Annotated in this window: 15 protein-coding genes; 7 read left to right on the forward strand and 8 right to left on the reverse strand. The window is 68.9% G+C overall.

Annotated elements, in window-relative coordinates:
* Positions 1-8 precede the first annotated feature (8 nt).
* The 3 genes from ftsY to B3Z70_RS07165 all read left to right on the forward strand — a co-directional run bounded on the left by ftsY (position 9) and on the right by B3Z70_RS07165 (position 2,280).
* On the forward strand, positions 9-944 hold the full coding sequence (ftsY, locus tag B3Z70_RS07155; protein ID WP_292019354.1) for a signal recognition particle-docking protein FtsY: 936 nt from the start codon (positions 9-11) through the stop codon (positions 942-944).
* 1 nt (position 945) lies between these two features.
* Positions 946-1,566: an inner membrane-spanning protein YciB gene (locus B3Z70_RS07160; protein ID WP_292019352.1), complete on the forward strand. Its 621-nt coding sequence runs from the start codon at positions 946-948 to the stop codon at positions 1,564-1,566.
* Positions 1,567-1,665: 99 nt separating this feature from the next.
* Positions 1,666-2,280: a MarR family winged helix-turn-helix transcriptional regulator gene (locus B3Z70_RS07165; RefSeq protein WP_292019349.1), complete on the forward strand. Its 615-nt coding sequence runs from the start codon at positions 1,666-1,668 to the stop codon at positions 2,278-2,280.
* A gap of 180 nt (positions 2,281-2,460) precedes the next feature.
* Here the strand turns inward: B3Z70_RS07165 and B3Z70_RS07170 are convergent, their stop codons facing one another.
* Genes B3Z70_RS07170 through B3Z70_RS07190 form a run of 5 tightly spaced genes read right to left on the reverse strand, consistent with a single transcriptional unit; the run spans position 2,461 to position 7,079 of the window.
* Positions 2,461-2,895 carry a phasin family protein gene (locus B3Z70_RS07170; RefSeq protein ID WP_292045230.1) on the reverse strand — a complete coding sequence of 145 codons (435 nt, stop codon included), beginning with the start codon at positions 2,893-2,895 and terminating at the stop codon, positions 2,461-2,463.
* A gap of 32 nt (positions 2,896-2,927) precedes the next feature.
* Positions 2,928-3,701, reverse strand: a complete 774-nt coding sequence (locus B3Z70_RS07175) for a creatininase family protein (protein ID WP_292045232.1) — start codon at positions 3,699-3,701, stop codon at positions 2,928-2,930.
* A gap of 47 nt (positions 3,702-3,748) precedes the next feature.
* Complete coding sequence (locus B3Z70_RS07180) at positions 3,749-4,381, reverse strand: TetR/AcrR family transcriptional regulator C-terminal domain-containing protein (RefSeq protein ID WP_292045234.1); 633 nt, start codon at positions 4,379-4,381, stop codon at positions 3,749-3,751.
* A complete protein-coding gene (locus B3Z70_RS07185) occupies positions 4,381-5,991 on the reverse strand; it encodes a DHA2 family efflux MFS transporter permease subunit (protein ID WP_409514369.1) in 1,611 nt (536 codons plus the stop codon). Before B3Z70_RS07185 ends, B3Z70_RS07180 begins: the two co-directional genes overlap by 1 nt.
* On the reverse strand, positions 5,988-7,079 hold the full coding sequence (locus B3Z70_RS07190) for an HlyD family secretion protein (RefSeq protein ID WP_292045235.1): 1,092 nt from the start codon (positions 7,077-7,079) through the stop codon (positions 5,988-5,990). Before B3Z70_RS07190 ends, B3Z70_RS07185 begins: the two co-directional genes overlap by 4 nt.
* 139 nt (positions 7,080-7,218) lie before the next feature.
* On the opposite strand from B3Z70_RS07190, the gene B3Z70_RS07195 reads away from it, so the two are divergent.
* Both B3Z70_RS07195 and nth read left to right on the forward strand, forming a co-directional pair.
* Positions 7,219-8,520: a flavin monoamine oxidase family protein gene (locus B3Z70_RS07195; RefSeq protein WP_292045238.1), complete on the forward strand. Its 1,302-nt coding sequence runs from the start codon at positions 7,219-7,221 to the stop codon at positions 8,518-8,520.
* 56 nt (positions 8,521-8,576) lie between these two features.
* The gene (gene nth, locus B3Z70_RS07200) at positions 8,577-9,272 is read left to right on the forward strand and encodes an endonuclease III (protein WP_292023156.1); all 696 of its coding nucleotides are present in this window, start codon (positions 8,577-8,579) and stop codon (positions 9,270-9,272) included.
* Here the strand turns inward: nth and B3Z70_RS07205 are convergent.
* On the reverse strand, positions 9,238-9,726 hold the full coding sequence (locus B3Z70_RS07205; RefSeq protein WP_292045239.1) for a MarR family winged helix-turn-helix transcriptional regulator: 489 nt from the start codon (positions 9,724-9,726) through the stop codon (positions 9,238-9,240). The genes nth and B3Z70_RS07205 overlap by 35 nt on opposite strands.
* A gap of 159 nt (positions 9,727-9,885) precedes the next feature.
* Here B3Z70_RS07205 and B3Z70_RS07210 point away from each other — a divergent pair, with 159 nt between their 5' ends.
* Positions 9,886-11,373, forward strand: coding sequence for a methyl-accepting chemotaxis protein (locus B3Z70_RS07210; RefSeq protein WP_292023160.1), 1,488 nt, complete (start codon positions 9,886-9,888; stop codon positions 11,371-11,373).
* 16 nt (positions 11,374-11,389) lie between these two features.
* On the opposite strand, the gene B3Z70_RS07215 is transcribed toward B3Z70_RS07210, so the two are convergent.
* The gene (locus tag B3Z70_RS07215; RefSeq protein WP_292023163.1) at positions 11,390-12,262 is read right to left on the reverse strand and encodes an ATP-grasp domain-containing protein; all 873 of its coding nucleotides are present in this window, start codon (positions 12,260-12,262) and stop codon (positions 11,390-11,392) included.
* A 92-nt stretch (positions 12,263-12,354) separates the two neighbouring features.
* On the opposite strand from B3Z70_RS07215, the gene B3Z70_RS07220 reads away from it, so the two are divergent.
* Complete coding sequence (locus tag B3Z70_RS07220) at positions 12,355-13,371, forward strand: adenosine kinase (protein WP_292023165.1); 1,017 nt, start codon at positions 12,355-12,357, stop codon at positions 13,369-13,371.
* A gap of 162 nt (positions 13,372-13,533) precedes the next feature.
* Here the strand turns inward: B3Z70_RS07220 and B3Z70_RS07225 are convergent, their stop codons facing one another.
* Positions 13,534-14,664 carry an aromatic ring-hydroxylating oxygenase subunit alpha gene (locus tag B3Z70_RS07225; protein ID WP_292045241.1) on the reverse strand — a complete coding sequence of 377 codons (1,131 nt, stop codon included), beginning with the start codon at positions 14,662-14,664 and terminating at the stop codon, positions 13,534-13,536.
* Positions 14,665-14,683: the final 19 nt, after the last annotated feature.

Below are 14,683 nucleotides of genomic sequence, written 5' to 3' on the forward strand. Positions count from 1 at the left end.
GCCATCCCATGACCGACACGCCGAAAAAAGGCTGGTTCCAGCGCCTGTCCGCTGGGCTCTCGCGCTCCTCCAAACAGATGACCGACCAGGTCGTCGCCACCTTCGTCAAGGAACCCCTCTCCGAGGCGTCTCTGGAGCAGCTGGAGGAGCATCTGCTGGAAAGCGACCTGGGCCCGGCCGCCTCGGCCCGGATCGTCGAACGCTTTCGCGGCCTGAAGTTCGGCAAGGACGCGCCGGAACGCGAGGTCAAGGAGGCCCTGGCCGAGGCGGTCGCCGCCGAACTGTCGCCGCGCCAGGCGACCTTCGATCCGTTGAGCGGGCCCAAACCCTATGTCGTCCTGTTCGTCGGGGTGAACGGCTCGGGCAAGACCACGACCCTGGGCAAGATCGCCGCCGATCTGACGGCCAAGGGCGCCAGGGTTATGATCGTCGCCGGCGACACCTTCCGCGCCGCCGCGCGCGAACAGTTGAAGGTCTGGGCCGAACGGGCGGGCGCCGATTTCGAAAGCCGTCGCGACGGCGCCGATGCCGCCGGCCTGGCCTTCGACGCCTATCAGAAGGCCAGGGCCGAAGCTTACGACGTCGTCCTGATCGACACGGCCGGCCGGCTGCAGAACAAGTCGGCCCTGATGGACGAGCTTCTCAAGATCGTCCGCGTGCTGAAAAAGGTCGATCCCGAGGCGCCGCACGACACCCTGCTGGTGCTGGACGCCACCGTGGGTCGCAACGCCTTGGCTCAGGAACAGATTTTCGGCCGCACCGCCTTCGTGACCGGCGTGGTCATGACCAAGCTGGATGGCACGGCGCGCGGCGGCGTGCTGGTGCCGGTGGCCCAGGCGTCGGACGCCCCCCTGATGCTGATCGGGGTGGGCGAGGGGGTCGAGGACCTGCAACCGTTCGACGCCCGCGCCTTCTCCCGCTCGCTGGTGGGACTGGAAGACTGACATGACCGACACGCCGAAAAAGGCTTCCAACATCCGTCAGGCCGTCGACTTCGGCGCCCTGGTCGCCTTCATGGCCGCCTACGCCGTCAACCGCTTCGCGCGGGGTCTGGACGGGCAAGAGGCCCTGGTCCAGGCGACCTGGGTTCTGGTCGGCGCGTCCCTGATCGCGCTGATCGTCGGCTATGCGGTGGAGAAGCGCCTGGCGCCTTTGCCGTTGCTGACGGGCGGGTTCGCCCTGATCTTCGGCGTGCTGACGATTATGTTCCACGACCCGGACCTGTTGAAGATCAAGCTGTCGATCCAGAACGGGCTGCTTGCCGCGGTGCTGCTGGGCTCCCTGCCGCTTAACCGCTATCCGTTCAAATACCTGCTGGGCGAGGCGATCAAGATCACCGACCGGGGCTGGCGCGGCCTGACCCTGCGCTATGGCCTGTATTTCGCGGCCGTGTGCATCGTGAACGAGATCGTCTGGCGCACCCAGTCGGATGATGCGTGGGTCGCCTTCCGCGGCGGGCTGTGGATCGCCTCGGCCGTCTTCGGCGTGTGGCAGGTCTTCTTCATCATGAAGCACATGATCAAGGACGATGAGCCCGCGCCGGTCTCGCCCGATACGGGATTGTAGAACCGCAAGCGGAACTGTCACGGAACCGACGCGCTTTTCCCGTCAAATCGTAAAGCTGAGCTGATACGTGTTCGGACGAAACTTTTGGGGAGCGGTGCGATGGTGAAGGCCGGTAAGTCAGGGCGCAGGGTCGGGCCGCTGGGCGCCTCGCCCAGCCATCTGATGCACCGCGCGCTGCAGCTCGCGCTGGACATCTACGCCGACGAGACGGGCGCCGACGGCCTGACCCAGCGTCAGTTCGCCGTGCTGGAAGCCGTGTCCCTGAAGGCCGGCCTGACCCAGACCGAACTGGTCCGCATGACCGGCATCGACCGCTCGACTCTGGCCGATCTTGTCACGCGCATGACGGCCAAGGGCCTGTTGGAGCGGGAACGCTCGACCCTGGACGCCCGCGCCAAGGCCGTGCGTCTGTCCACGGAAGGGGCCGCCCGGCTTGAGGCCGCTCGTCCGCTGGTCGAGGCCGCCGACAAGCGGATCATGGCCCTGTTGCCCAAGGGCCAGCGCGAGAGTTTCCTGGCGCAGCTGGCCGAACTGGCCGCCGCCGCCGACGCCGCACCCGACGCCGCCAAGGCCGAGGCCAAGGCCGCCAAGAAGGCGCTGAAGGCGGCCGAGAAGGAAACCCGCAAGGCCGAAAAGGCGGCCCGCAAGGCCGACCGCCCGGCCAAGCCCGCCAAGGTCAAGAAGCCCAAGCTGAAGCTGGTCGAGCCGGCCTGATTTCGGCCGCAAGCCCCCTCTGACCGTCATTCCGGGGCCGAGCATTGCGAGGAACCCGGAACCCAGGGCCGTCGTCGCCCTGCCAACGGCGTCGGGCGCCTTGACCATCCCCCTGGCTTCCGGGTTCGTCCTTCGGACGCCCCGGAATGACGATCAAACGAGGTGGGGATCTCGAAGTCGCTAGGTCTTCTTGCGCAGCCGTTTCGCATTGGCGACGGCGGTCTTGTGGATGGGGGCCATCGCCTCGGCCTGGGCCTTCATCAGTTCGCCGTTCAGGGTCATGGCCTGGGTCGTCGCCCGGCTCCACCAGCCCATCGCATAGCGGAAATGCGCCTCCGCCGCCTGGGCCGGGGTGCGCGCCTGGGTGACCGCTGCGGCGGCCCGCAGCGCATGGGCGCCTTCGTCCATCGCCACACGCCCCAGCCGCTGGCCGATGGCGCCCGCGCTGGCGGTCACGGCCCCGGCCGAGGCGGACAGGGCCTCGGCCTTTTCCGAGCTCATCAGCGACAGCTCCTTGAAATCCTGTCCCTTGGCGCTGGTCAGCCCCTGCGCCATCCGGCCGGTGCGGGCCGCGATCACCTCGGCGGAGGCGGCCATCAACTCGGCCCCGACCATGGCGGCGTCCGCGACCGTGGGGGTCCGGCGGCTCAGGACGCGACCTCCGGCTGGACTTCGGCGGCGAAGGCCGCGACGTCGCCGAGCAGGGCGGGAACCGCCGCCTCGATGATCTGTCGGCCCTTTTCTGGGCTGGCCTGGGCGGGGTCCGAGCCGATGCGGCCGTCGGGGAAGCGGGCGCGATAGTCCAGGGCGTCGCGGATCGGGCCATTCGGCGCGATCTGCGGCGAATAGTCCGCCGTCTTGATCCGGTCGGGATAGGCGGCTTGCGTCACCGCGATCTCGGACGGGGTGGCGTGCATCCCGTGGCCGGTCGGAAACAGCCGGTTGCACAGGCCGTTCACGCCCGGCAGGTCCCACCAATTCTTCAGCTTCAGGATAAACGGCGGCTGATCCTCGACGAAGCTCCATTCGGCGTAGATTTCCGAGATGGTCGCCTCGATGGTTGCGACATTGCCGCCGTGGCCGTTCAGGAAATAGATCCGCTCGAACCCGTGCCGGCTCAGCGACGACACCCAGTCCGTGATCGCGGCCATGAAGGTCGAGGGGCGCAAGCTGATGGTGCCGGCGAAGGCCAGATGGTGCTGGGCCATGCCGATGTTGAAGGTGGGCGCCACGATCAGGTCGGCGTCGGTCTTCTCGGCTTCGTGGGCGATGATCTCGGGGCACAGCCAGTCGGTGCCCAGAAGGCCGGTCGGCCCGTGCTGCTCGTTCGAGCCGATGGGCACGACCACCGTCTTGGACAGCGCCCCGCCGTCCTTCAGACGGGCGTCGATCTCGGGCCAGGAGGACAGGTGGATCAGCATGGGCGGGCTTTCACTCTACGATACGCGCCGACGTTAGCGCGCCCGGATCAGGAAGTCGCCTGAAGCGACGAGGCGGGGGACGATTTGGGAGCATGGGCCACCACGAAGATGCGCGCCGCCTCCCTGGCCCGCGCCGCGCGCTTCTCGGGCGCCAGTTGCGGCACGTCCAGCATGGCGCGCAGATGGCCGTGGCCCAGCACCAGGCCCGAGAACATCTCGGCCGCCTGCTCGGGATCGGCGACCTCCAGCCGGCCCAGCCGCGTCTGTTCGGCCAGCCACGCCGCCATCTCGCGCAGGCTGCGTTTCGGTCCGGCCTCGTAGATGGCGTGGGCGATCTCGGGCGCCTCGGTGGAGATCAGGGCGACCCCGCGCATAGAGCCCACCTTGTCGGCGCTGCACACCCGGTTCAGCAGCGTCAGGGCCAGGGTCTCCAGCACCGTCTGCGGATCGCCGGCGGTGCGCAGGGGCGCCACGATGTCCTCCACCCGTTTGGCGGCCAGGGCCTGGGCGATCTCCAGCTTGGAGGCGAAGCGGTTGTAGACCGTCTGTTTGGACACCCCGGCCAGTTTGGCGATCTCGTCCATCTTGGCCTGCAGCCCCTTGTCGGCGAACAGGGCGGCGGCGGCGTCCAGGATCGCCTCGCTCTTCTTCTCGTCCACCTGACCGCGACGGCGCGCCATCAGTGGGCGTCCGACGGCGGCGCCCCGGCCTGGGCCTTCACCGGCTGGGCCAACAGGGTGACGAAGGCCGCGCCCGCGCACATGACGCCCAACAGGGCGAAGGCGTCGCCGAACGCCATGGTCGTCGCCTGCCGTTGCAGGATCCCGTAGATGGCCTTCATCGCCGAGGCGGCCGGGTCGATGGTTCCGGCGAACCGCTGGGTCATGCCGGCCAGCATCTGGCGCACCGCCTGATCGCCCTGGCCGATGGCGCTGGTCAGTTCGGTCAAATGCAGGGCGGTGTTGGACGTCAGGCTGGTGTTCAGTATGGCCAGGCCGAAGGCGCCGCCGACGTTGCGGGCCAGATTGACCAGGCCCGAGGCGTTCTTGACCATGTGCGGCGGCAGGGTGGCCATCGTCACCTGCTGCGAGGCGATCATGGCCAGCATCACCCCTATGCCCCGGAACGCCTGGACCGAGGCGAACTCCCAGAAGCCCCAGGTCTCGGTCACCAGACGCGCCTCCCACATCCCCCAGGCGCACAGCATGAAGCCGCCGAACATCAGGATGCGCGCGTCCATCTTGCGCACCAGCCGCCCGGCGAAGGGCGCGGTGGCGAACATGGCCAGACCGGAAACGACCATGGTGGTGCCGACCTCCGACGACGAATAGTGCAGCACCCGACCCAGGAACAGCGGCAGCAGGAAGGTGCCGCCGAACAGGGCGAAGCCGACGATGAAGGTCATGATGAAGCCGACCAGGAAGTTGCGGTTGCCAAAGGCGCGCAGCTCCACGATCGGCTGGCGATAGGTCAGCGACCGCCACACGAAGATCGGCCCGGCGATGGCCGCCACCACCGACAGCAGCAGGATGTGGGTGTCGTCGAACCAGTCGTTCTTGGCCCCTTCTTCCAGCACGAACTGCATCGACATCAGGAAGACAGCCATGAAGCCCAGGCCCCACCAGTCGAACCCCTTGGCCAGGGACGGATCGCCCTTGTCGAAGTTTCCGTAGCGGCCGACCAGGAACAGCACGAGCAGCCCCGGCCCGACGTTGATGAAGAACAGCCAGCGCCAGCTCAGCCATTCCGTCAGGTGCCCGCCCAGCGTCGGCCCCACGGTCGGGGCCAGGGTGACGATCAACCCCATCACGACGCTGGCCGTGACTCGCTTGTCCGGCGGGAAGGCGGTGAAGGCGACGGCGAAGACGGTCGGGATCATGGCCCCGCCGACGAAGCCCTGGATGGCGCGGAACAGGATCATCGTGTCGATCGACGACGACAGGCCCGTGGCGATGCTCATCAGCACGAAGCCGGCGCACGAGGCCAGGAACAGCCGCTGCGTTCCCCACAGGCGCGACAGGAACCCCGACAGCGGGATCATCACCACTTCGGGGATCAGATAGGCGGTCTGGATCCAGCTGATCTCGTCGGCCGAGGCGCCGACCCCGGCCTGGATCTGGGGCAGGGAGGCGGCGACGATCTGGATGTCCAGAATGGCCATGAACTGGCCCACCACCATGCCGGCGAAGCCCAGCAGCAGCATGGTCCAGTTGATCTCGGGATGGCCGGCGACGGGGCCCTTTGACGCGGTGGGGGCCCCGCCGTCGGCGGCGGGGGTGGCGGCGGTCACTGGCCTGCGGCTCCGGCCACGGTCCCGGTCGCGGCTTCGGCGAAGCTCTGGCCGCCCTGGCTCTTCAGGTCGATCTTGACGTCGACCGACAGGCCAGGACGCAGGGCCAGGTTCCGGTCGTCGCCGCTGACCACGATCCGCACCGGCACGCGCTGGGTGATCTTGGTGAAGTTGCCGGTGGCGTTCTCGACCGGGATCAGGGCGAACTCGGACCCGGTGGCGGGGGCGAAGCTGTCGACCCGGCCCTGGATCTTGCGGCCGGGGAAGGCGTCGGCCGAAATCTCGACCGCCTGGCCCAGGCGCACTTTGTCCAGCTGCGTCTCCTTGAAGTTGGCGACGATATAGGTGTGGGTCAGGGGCACGATGGACAGCAGTTGCGTGCCGGCGTTGACGAACTGGCCGGGGCGCACGCTGCGGGCGCCGACGACGCCGGCGGCGGGCGCGCGGATGACGGTGCGCTCCAGGGCGATGCGGGCCTGATCGACCACGGCGCGGGCCTGTTCGACGGCGGCGACGCTCTGCTGGCGGGTGGAGCCCAGCACGCCGGCGGTGCGCTGTTCGGCGACCAGGGCGGCCTGGGCCTGCTGCACGCTGGCGGCGGCGGTGGCGGCCGAGGCGCGCTCGGTCTGGATGCGCTGCTGCGAGACCCAGCCCTGTTCGGCCAGCCTGCCGTAACGGTCGACCTCGGCGCGGGCCAGGCCGGCCTGGGCGTGGGCCTGGCTGACGGCGGCGGCGCGGGCGGCGATGGTGGCCTGTTCCTGCTCGGCCTGGGCGTCGACATGGCCCACGGCGGCGACGGCGGCGGCCAGATTGGCCTCGGCCTGGGCCAGCTGGGCCTTCTGGTCGGAATCGTCCAGCTTGACCAGGATCTGACCGGCCTCGACCCGCTGGTTGTCGCCCACCAGAACCTCGGTCACGCGCCCCGACAGCTGCGGGCTGACCAGGGTGGTGTCGGCCTGGACGAAGGCGTTGTCGGTGCTTTCCCACCGCTGGCCGTTCAGCCACCAGATGGTCCCGCCGACGACCAGGGCCACGACGACGATCACCGCCGCGATCAGCGGCAGACGTTTCTTGAGTTCAGGCGACATGGCGAAATCCGGGGGGAGGGGGTGCGACCGATTGAAGCGGCGCTAAAATGGACTTCGCCGTCCAGAAATCAATGACCTCCGATACGAATGTTTTGCGTCCTGTCCGGGCGGGGTGGATTTCGTGTATCTTTCCCGCCTCATGACCGATTTCGCCCAGGCCTCCAATCCCCTTCCGTCCCAGGTCGACGTGGTCGTGGTGGGGGCCGGCGCGGCGGGGATCGCGGCGGCGCGGCGTCTGATGCGGCCCGGGCTTTCTCTCTTGGTTCTGGAGGCGCGGAGCCGGATCGGCGGGCGCGCCTTCACCCAGCGGATCGAGGGCGAGGGCCTGGACATGGGCTGCGGCTGGCTGCATTCGGCCGACGACAATGTTCTGGCGGACCGGGTGGAGGCCGAGGGGCTGACCCTGGACCAGACCCCGCCGCCCTGGCGCAGCCAGGCCTTCGACCACGAGATGACGCCGGCGGACCAGGCCGCCTTCGGCGAAGCCTTCGCCGCCTTCGACCAGCGCGTCGCCGAGGCGGCGACGCGGGGCGAGGACCGTCCCGCTTCCGACTTCTTCGATCCCCACAGCCGCTGGAACGCCCATATGGACGCCATATCCGGCGCCCTGAACGGCGCGCGCTTCGCCGAGGTCTCCAGCCTGGACTACGACGCCTATGGCGACACCGGCGTGAACTGGCGGGTGCGCGAGGGATACGGTCGACTGATCGCGCGCCTGGGCCACGCGGCGGCCCCGGTCACGGTGACGGACTGCGCGGTGCGCCGCATCGACCGCTTCGGCCCCCAGCTGCGGCTGGAGACCAGCCGGGGCCAACTGACCGCGCGCATCGTCATCCTGACCACGCCCAACAGCCTGATCGCCAACGAAACCGTCCGCATCGACCCGCCGGTCCCGGCCCTGCTGGAGGCGACGGCGGGCGTGCCGCTGGGCCTGGCGTCCAAGGTGCATATGACGGTGCGGGGCGCGGCGGATTTCCAGCCCGACACCCAGCTGTGGACCCGCACCGACACGGCCCAGACCGGCGGCTATCACCTGCGACCGTTCGGTCGGCCGATGATCGAGGCCTATTTCGGCGCCGACCTGGCCTGGGGGCTGGAGGCCGAAGGGCCGGCGGCCCTGGCGGACTTCGCCGTCGCCGAACTGGTCTCGGCCCTGGGCTCGGACATGCGCCGTCGGCTGGAGCCGGTCGCCGTCAGCGGCTGGGGCGTCGATCCCTGGTCGCAGGGCGCCTATTCCCACGCCCTGCCCGGCCATGCGGCGGATCGGGCCAGGCTGCGCGTCTCGGTCGAGGACCGCCTCTTCCTGGCCGGGGAAGCGACCGCCCCGGTCTATTACGGCACGGCCCACGGCGCCTGGATGGAGGGCGAGCGCGCCGCCGACGCCGCCCTGTCCGCCCTCGGCGTCCAACCCGACCGCCGCCCGGAAGAGACCGCATCGTGAAGCCGGTCAAACCCCGAAAACCCGCCGCCAAAGCGACCGCCAGACGCCCTGCGGTCATGACCGGCGCCTCCATTCCCATCCTGCGCTGGCCGCCCGACGAGGATCGGGTGGAGGAAATCTTCGAGCGCCTGTCCGGCGTCATGCCCGACCCCAGGACCGAGCTGAACTTCTCCAACCCCTATACGCTGGTGGTCGCCGTCGCCCTGTCGGCCCAGGCCACCGACGTCTCGGTCAACAAGGCGACCGACCGCCTGTTCCAGGTCGCCGACACGCCCGAAAAGATGCTGGCCCTGGGCGAAGAGGGGTTGATCCCCTACATCGCCTCCATCGGCCTTTATCGCGGCAAGGCCCGGAACGTCATCGCGCTGAGCCGCATCGTGCTGGAGCAGCACGGCGGCCAGGTTCCCCTGAACCGCGCCGAACTTCAGGCCCTGCCCGGCGTGGGGCGAAAGACCGCCTCGGTGGTGCTGAACGAACTGGGGATCGAGGCGGCCATCGCCGTCGACACCCACGTTTTTCGAGTCTCCCACCGGCTGGGGCTGGCCAATGCTGGAACGCCGGACAAGGTGGAGGCCCAGCTGTTCAAGGTGGTGCCGGAGGACTGGCTGCCCAAGGCGCACCACTGGCTGATCCTGCACGGCCGCTACACCTGCACGGCGCGAAAACCCAAATGCCTGTCGTGCGTGATCGCCGACCTGTGTCCGTCGCGGGCGGGGCTTATGGCGTCGGGGGAAGCCGCTCCGTCGCCCTGAAGGCGTCCGGCCCTTTCACCAGCCTGTCGGATAGGGCGTTCAGCACCCGAAGGGCGGCGGCCATGTCGGCCTCCGACACGTCCTGGAACATCCGCTGGCGCATGGCCGAGGCATGGACCTCGAAATCCTTCACGGCCTGATGGCCGGCCGGCTCCATCGCGATCAGCCACGACCGGTCGTCGCCCACCATGCGGCGACGGCTGACCATCCCGTCGCGCTCCAGCCGTTGAACCAGCCGGGTCAAGGAGGCGCCCGACAGCTCCATCCGCTCGCACAGCTCCGACAGCGTCAGACCCTTGGGATGGTCCGCCAGGAAATAGAGCACGATGGTCGGCGCGCCGGTATGGCCGCTATCGCGAAACAAATCCGCGACCCGCAGTTTCCAGCGTTTCGCCGTCACCATGATCTGCATGGCGACCTGCAGCTGCAGCGTTTCTCGCGCAGTGGCGGACAAGCGGAACCTCCTGGCGATCAGGGTTTGAGGCAGGATTGCACGGCAAACGCGAACGACGAATCGCCAGGGTTGAGCCTTAGCTTGCTAACCATGAAATCACGGCTTTTAAACCGTCGTCGTGCGATTCCTGTTCCTGGTTTCGTCTTGAAAGTCCTGCACATGCGCCTGTTTCGAAAACGCGAGGAGGACAATGGCCTCGCAGAACTGCGCAGCATGGTCGCCGCCATCGACCGCTCCCAGGCGGTGATCCAGTTCGATCTGGACGGCACGGTCCGCGAGGCGAACGCCAACTTCCTGTCCGTCCTGGGCTATGAACTGGACGACATCGTCGGGCGTCACCACCGGATGTTCGTCGACCCCGCAGAGGTCGACGGCCCGGCCTACGCCGACTTCTGGCGACGGCTGAATGCGGGCGAGTTCATCACCGACAAGTTCGTCCGCTATGGCCGCAACGGCCGCCGCGTCGTGATCGAGGCCAGCTACAATCCCGTCTTCGACGCGACCGGCCGCGCCTACAAGGTGGTCAAGTTCGCCGTCGACGTGACCGCCGTGGAGGAGGAGCGCGAGCGGCGCCTGCAGGCGGAGCGCCAGGCGGCGGCCATCCAGACCGCCGTGGTCCAGGGCACCGCGCGGGGCCTGTCGGCCATGGCCGCCGGCGACCTGGCCTATCGGATTCAAGAGGACTTTCCCGGCGACTACGCCGCCCTGCGCGACAACTTCAACGCGGCCATGGCGGCGCTGGACGAGGCGGTCGGCGTGATCGGGATCAACGCCGTGGCCATGCAGTCCGGCGCCCATGAGATCAGCAGCGCCGCCGACGACCTGTCGCGCCGCACCGAACGCCAGGCCGCCAGCCTGGAACAGACCGCCGCCGCCCTGGACCAGATCACCGCCACCGTGCGCAGGACCGCCGAGAACGCCCAGGCGGCGGACAGCGTCGTCGGCCAGGGCCGCAGCCAGGCCGAGGTCGGCGCCACGGTGGTTCGGCGCGCCGTCGCCGCCATGGGCGAGATCGAACACTCCTCGGGCCAGATCAATCAGATCATCGGGGTGATCGACGAGATCGCGTTCCAGACCAATCTTCTGGCCCTGAACGCCGGGGTCGAGGCCGCGCGCGCCGGCGAGGCGGGTCGTGGATTCGCCGTCGTGGCCTCAGAGGTCCGCGCCCTGGCCCAGCGTTCGGCCGAGGCCGCAAAGGAGATCAAGACCCTGATCTCGTCCAGCGCCGGCCAGGTCAAACAGGGCGTGGACCTGGTGCGGCAGTCGGGCGAGGTTCTGACCGGCATCGCCGACCGTATCGCCGAGGTCACCACCCTGATGGCCGAGGTGCGCGCCTCCACCCAGGAGCAGTCGGTCGGCCTGGCCGAGGTCAACACCGCCGTCAACGAGATGGACCAGGTCACTCAGCAGAACGCCGCCATGGTCGAACAGTCGACCGCAGCCAGCCTCAATCTGACGCGAGAAGCGGCCGAACTGGCGGCCCTGGTCGGCCGGTTCACCGTCAGCGCCGGCGCCGGTCCCGCCCCCGCGCATGGGTCGCCGGTCCATCAGGCCCAGGCCCGCATCGAAACCTTCGCGCGCGATCATGCCGCGCCGACACGGCCCCGACGGGTCGCGGGCGGCGGGGGCGAATGGGCGGCCTTCTGACCGGGGCCGTTCGCGCTCAGCCGCCCAATCGTCGGCCCACGGCGGCGGCGAAGCCCGCGCCGTTCGCCGGGTCGTGGTCCAGATAGAAGTCCGGCTCGATCAGTTCGGCCTCCATCAGCACCCAGCGTCCGGCGTCGTCGCGGGCCAGGTCGATGCGGGCGTCGAGCAGCGGTTCGTCGATGGCCGCCAGCACCTGCTGCGCCAGGGCCATGGCCTCGGCGTCCGGCGTCACGGTCCGATAGAGGCCGCCGAACTGCATCTGGATGCGGAAGTCGCCCGGCACGGGGCGTTTGTTCACCGCATGGCTGAACCGGCCGCCGAAGAACAGCAGCGAGGTCTCGCCCTCCGTCTCGATGGACTTCAGATACGGCTGGATCATCGCCGCCCCCTCCGGCGCCTCGGTCAGGGCCTCGCCAGGCGACAACCGCAGGGTGCGGAATGCGCCCGCCGACACCGTCGGCTTGACGATCAGGACCGGCGCGCCCGTCTCGGCGAAGGCGGCGTCCACCTGATCCCGGGTCACGCCGTCGGTCCAGCGCGTCGGAGGGATCGGCACGCCCTTGTCCGCCAGCCGCGTCAGATAGGTCTTGTCCGAGTTCCAGCGCAGCACCTCGGCCGGATTGTCCATCGGCAGGCCCGCGCGGGTCCAGGTCTCGCATCCCGCCAGCCAGCGGTCGTGATCGCGATGATAGCCCCAGGCGATGACCGGCAGGATCAGATCATGGTCCGTCAGCCCCGAGGCGTCCTCCACATGATCGGTCCAGGGCGTGGCGACCACCTGCGCCCCGGTGGTCTCCAGCGTCGCCTTCAGCCGCGCCAGCACCTCGGGCCAGCGCCCGATGTAGGAGCGGTCGGACGGATCGGGGGTCAGCACGGCGATCTGGGTCATGCGCTCCTCATATCGAAGCCGGAACGGGCATATAAGGGCTTCCTTATATGATTTCGGGTGACGCGCGGTCTTCCAGCGGCTAAGGCGCGATCATGACCCAGAACACCGCCCAATACGACGTCTGCGCCGTCGGCAACGCCATCGTCGACGTCCTCAGCCCCTGCGACGCCGCCTTCCTGGCCGCCCAGGACCTGGCGCCAAACTCCATGCAGCTGGTCGACGCTGAACGCAGCGCCGCCCTGTACGACGCCATGGCGCCGGGCGTGGAGGCTTCGGGCGGGTCGGCCGGCAACACGGTCGCGGGCGTCGGCGCGTTCAGCGGTCGCGCGGCCTATATCGGTAAGGTCGCCGACGACACCCTGGGCCAGGTCTTCACCCACGACATCCGCGCGGCGGGCGTGCATTTCGACACCCCGGTCCTCACCGGCGGCGCCGACCAGGGCTTTGGCACCGGCCGCTGCCTGATCAACGTCCTGTCGGACGGCGCGCGCACCATGGCCACCTTCCTGGGCGCCGCGAACCAGCTCTACGCCGACGACATCGACGAGGCCCTGATCGCCGCCAGCCAGATCGTCTATCTGGAAGGCTATCTGTTCGACCCGGCCCCGGCCCGCGCCGCCTTCGAACGCGCCGCCGCCGCCGCGCACCAGGCGGGCCGCAAGGTCGCCATCACCCTGTCGGACACCTTCGTCGTCGCCCGTTGGCGCGCCGAACTGCTGGACTTCATCACCCAGTCCGCCGACATCGTCCTGGCCAACGAGGCCGAACTGGGCGCCCTGTTCGAGACGGACGACTTCGACGCCGCCGCCGCCCAGCTGGCCGCCATCGTCGAGATCGCCGCCGTCACGCGCGGCGAACACGGCTCGGTCGTGATCAAGGGCGACCAGCGCGTCGTCGTCGCCGCCTATCCGGTCGCCAAGGTCATCGACACCACCGGCGCCGGCGACCAGTACGCCGCCGGCTTCCTGCTGGGCGTCGCGCGCGACCTGCCGCTGGAAGACGCCGCAAAGCTGGGCTCCCTCGCCGCCTGCGAAGTCATCGCCCACTGGGGCCCGCGCCCGATGGTGAAACTGTCCGATCTGGCGGCCGAACACGGGCTGAAGATCTAAGACGCTCAGTCTCCTCCCCATCTCATGGGGAGGTGGCTCGGAGCGCAGCGGAGAGACGGAGGGGCTCTTACCGCATCGCCAGCGTCTGTGGGACTTAAAGAGCCCCTCCACCACGCTGCGCGCGGTCCCCCTCCCCACAAAGTGGGGAGGAGACGCACGGCGTCAACTCTTCCACCTCAGCGTCGTGGGCTGGATCGGGTTCACGAACGGCCGACCCTCGGCGCGGCTCCTGGACCATTCCCGCTTCAGCTGCTGGTACCATTTCGCCTGTTTGTCGGCGTCGTCGATCCAGATCAGGGCGGGGTCGTAGCGCAGGCCCTCGTTCTGCAGGTTCACCATGCCGCCGTCCTGTTTCAGGAAGGCGACCACCCCCATCCGCAGGAAGGGTTTGGCGATGTCGAACACCCAGTGGTCGGACCAGAAGATCTGGGTGATGCGGGTCCTGGTTTCCGTGATCGGGGTCAGGCAGGTCAGAGCCAGCACCTGTTTTTCGCCCACCTGAATATGCTCCCAGCGATAGCCGGGCAGGCGGAAGGTGATCTCGGTCGCGGGCGCGCCGCCCAGGATCTTGTAGAGGCGGCTGTTCGACGACGGCGCATGGCGCACCGTGGCCCAGCCGAACTCGGTCGGGGCGAAGGCCTTGGCCTTTTCGTGCATCGAATGTTCGGATCGCCACCACCATTGCTGGTGGACGTAGGGGCCATGGGCGGGGTCCATCAGGCCGACGACCGCGTGGTCGATGTGGCTGTCGAAATTCATCGCCTCGACCAGCTTGGCCTCGCCCCCGACCACGCCGGGAAAGACCGGCGGTTCGTGGTCCGGCTCCATCGGATTGCGGGTGTCCGACGCCATCCAGACGAAGACGATCCCCTGGCTTTCGCGCACCGGATAGGACCGCACGCGGATACGGTTCGCCTCGAACGCCTGGTCCTCGACCAGGGACGGGATGGCGGCGCAGACCCCGTCGGGCCGAAAGCGCCAGCCGTGATAGGGGCATTCGACCGTCTCGCCCTCGCCCGGCTTGTCGACCATCCGACCCGCCGACAGGGGCGCCGCGCGGTGAGGGCAGATGTCGCGCATCGCATAGACCTGGCCCGCCTTGGTGCGTCCGATCAGCACCGGCTCGCCCATGATCTCGTGCCGTTTCAGGCTGGCGGGCGCGACGTCGCGGCCCAGGGCGACGAAATACCAGGCGTCGGTGACGAACCCCTTGCCGAACGGCTGCGCGCCCGCCTTGGACGGGGCGGCTTCGGCTTGCGGGGGCTGGACGGGAGGGGGCGCGGCGGGCTTCATGGCGTCTGTCTAACAGAGG

This window comes from Brevundimonas sp. UBA6550, assembly GCF_002434505.1.
GTDB lineage: Bacteria > Pseudomonadota > Alphaproteobacteria > Caulobacterales > Caulobacteraceae > Brevundimonas.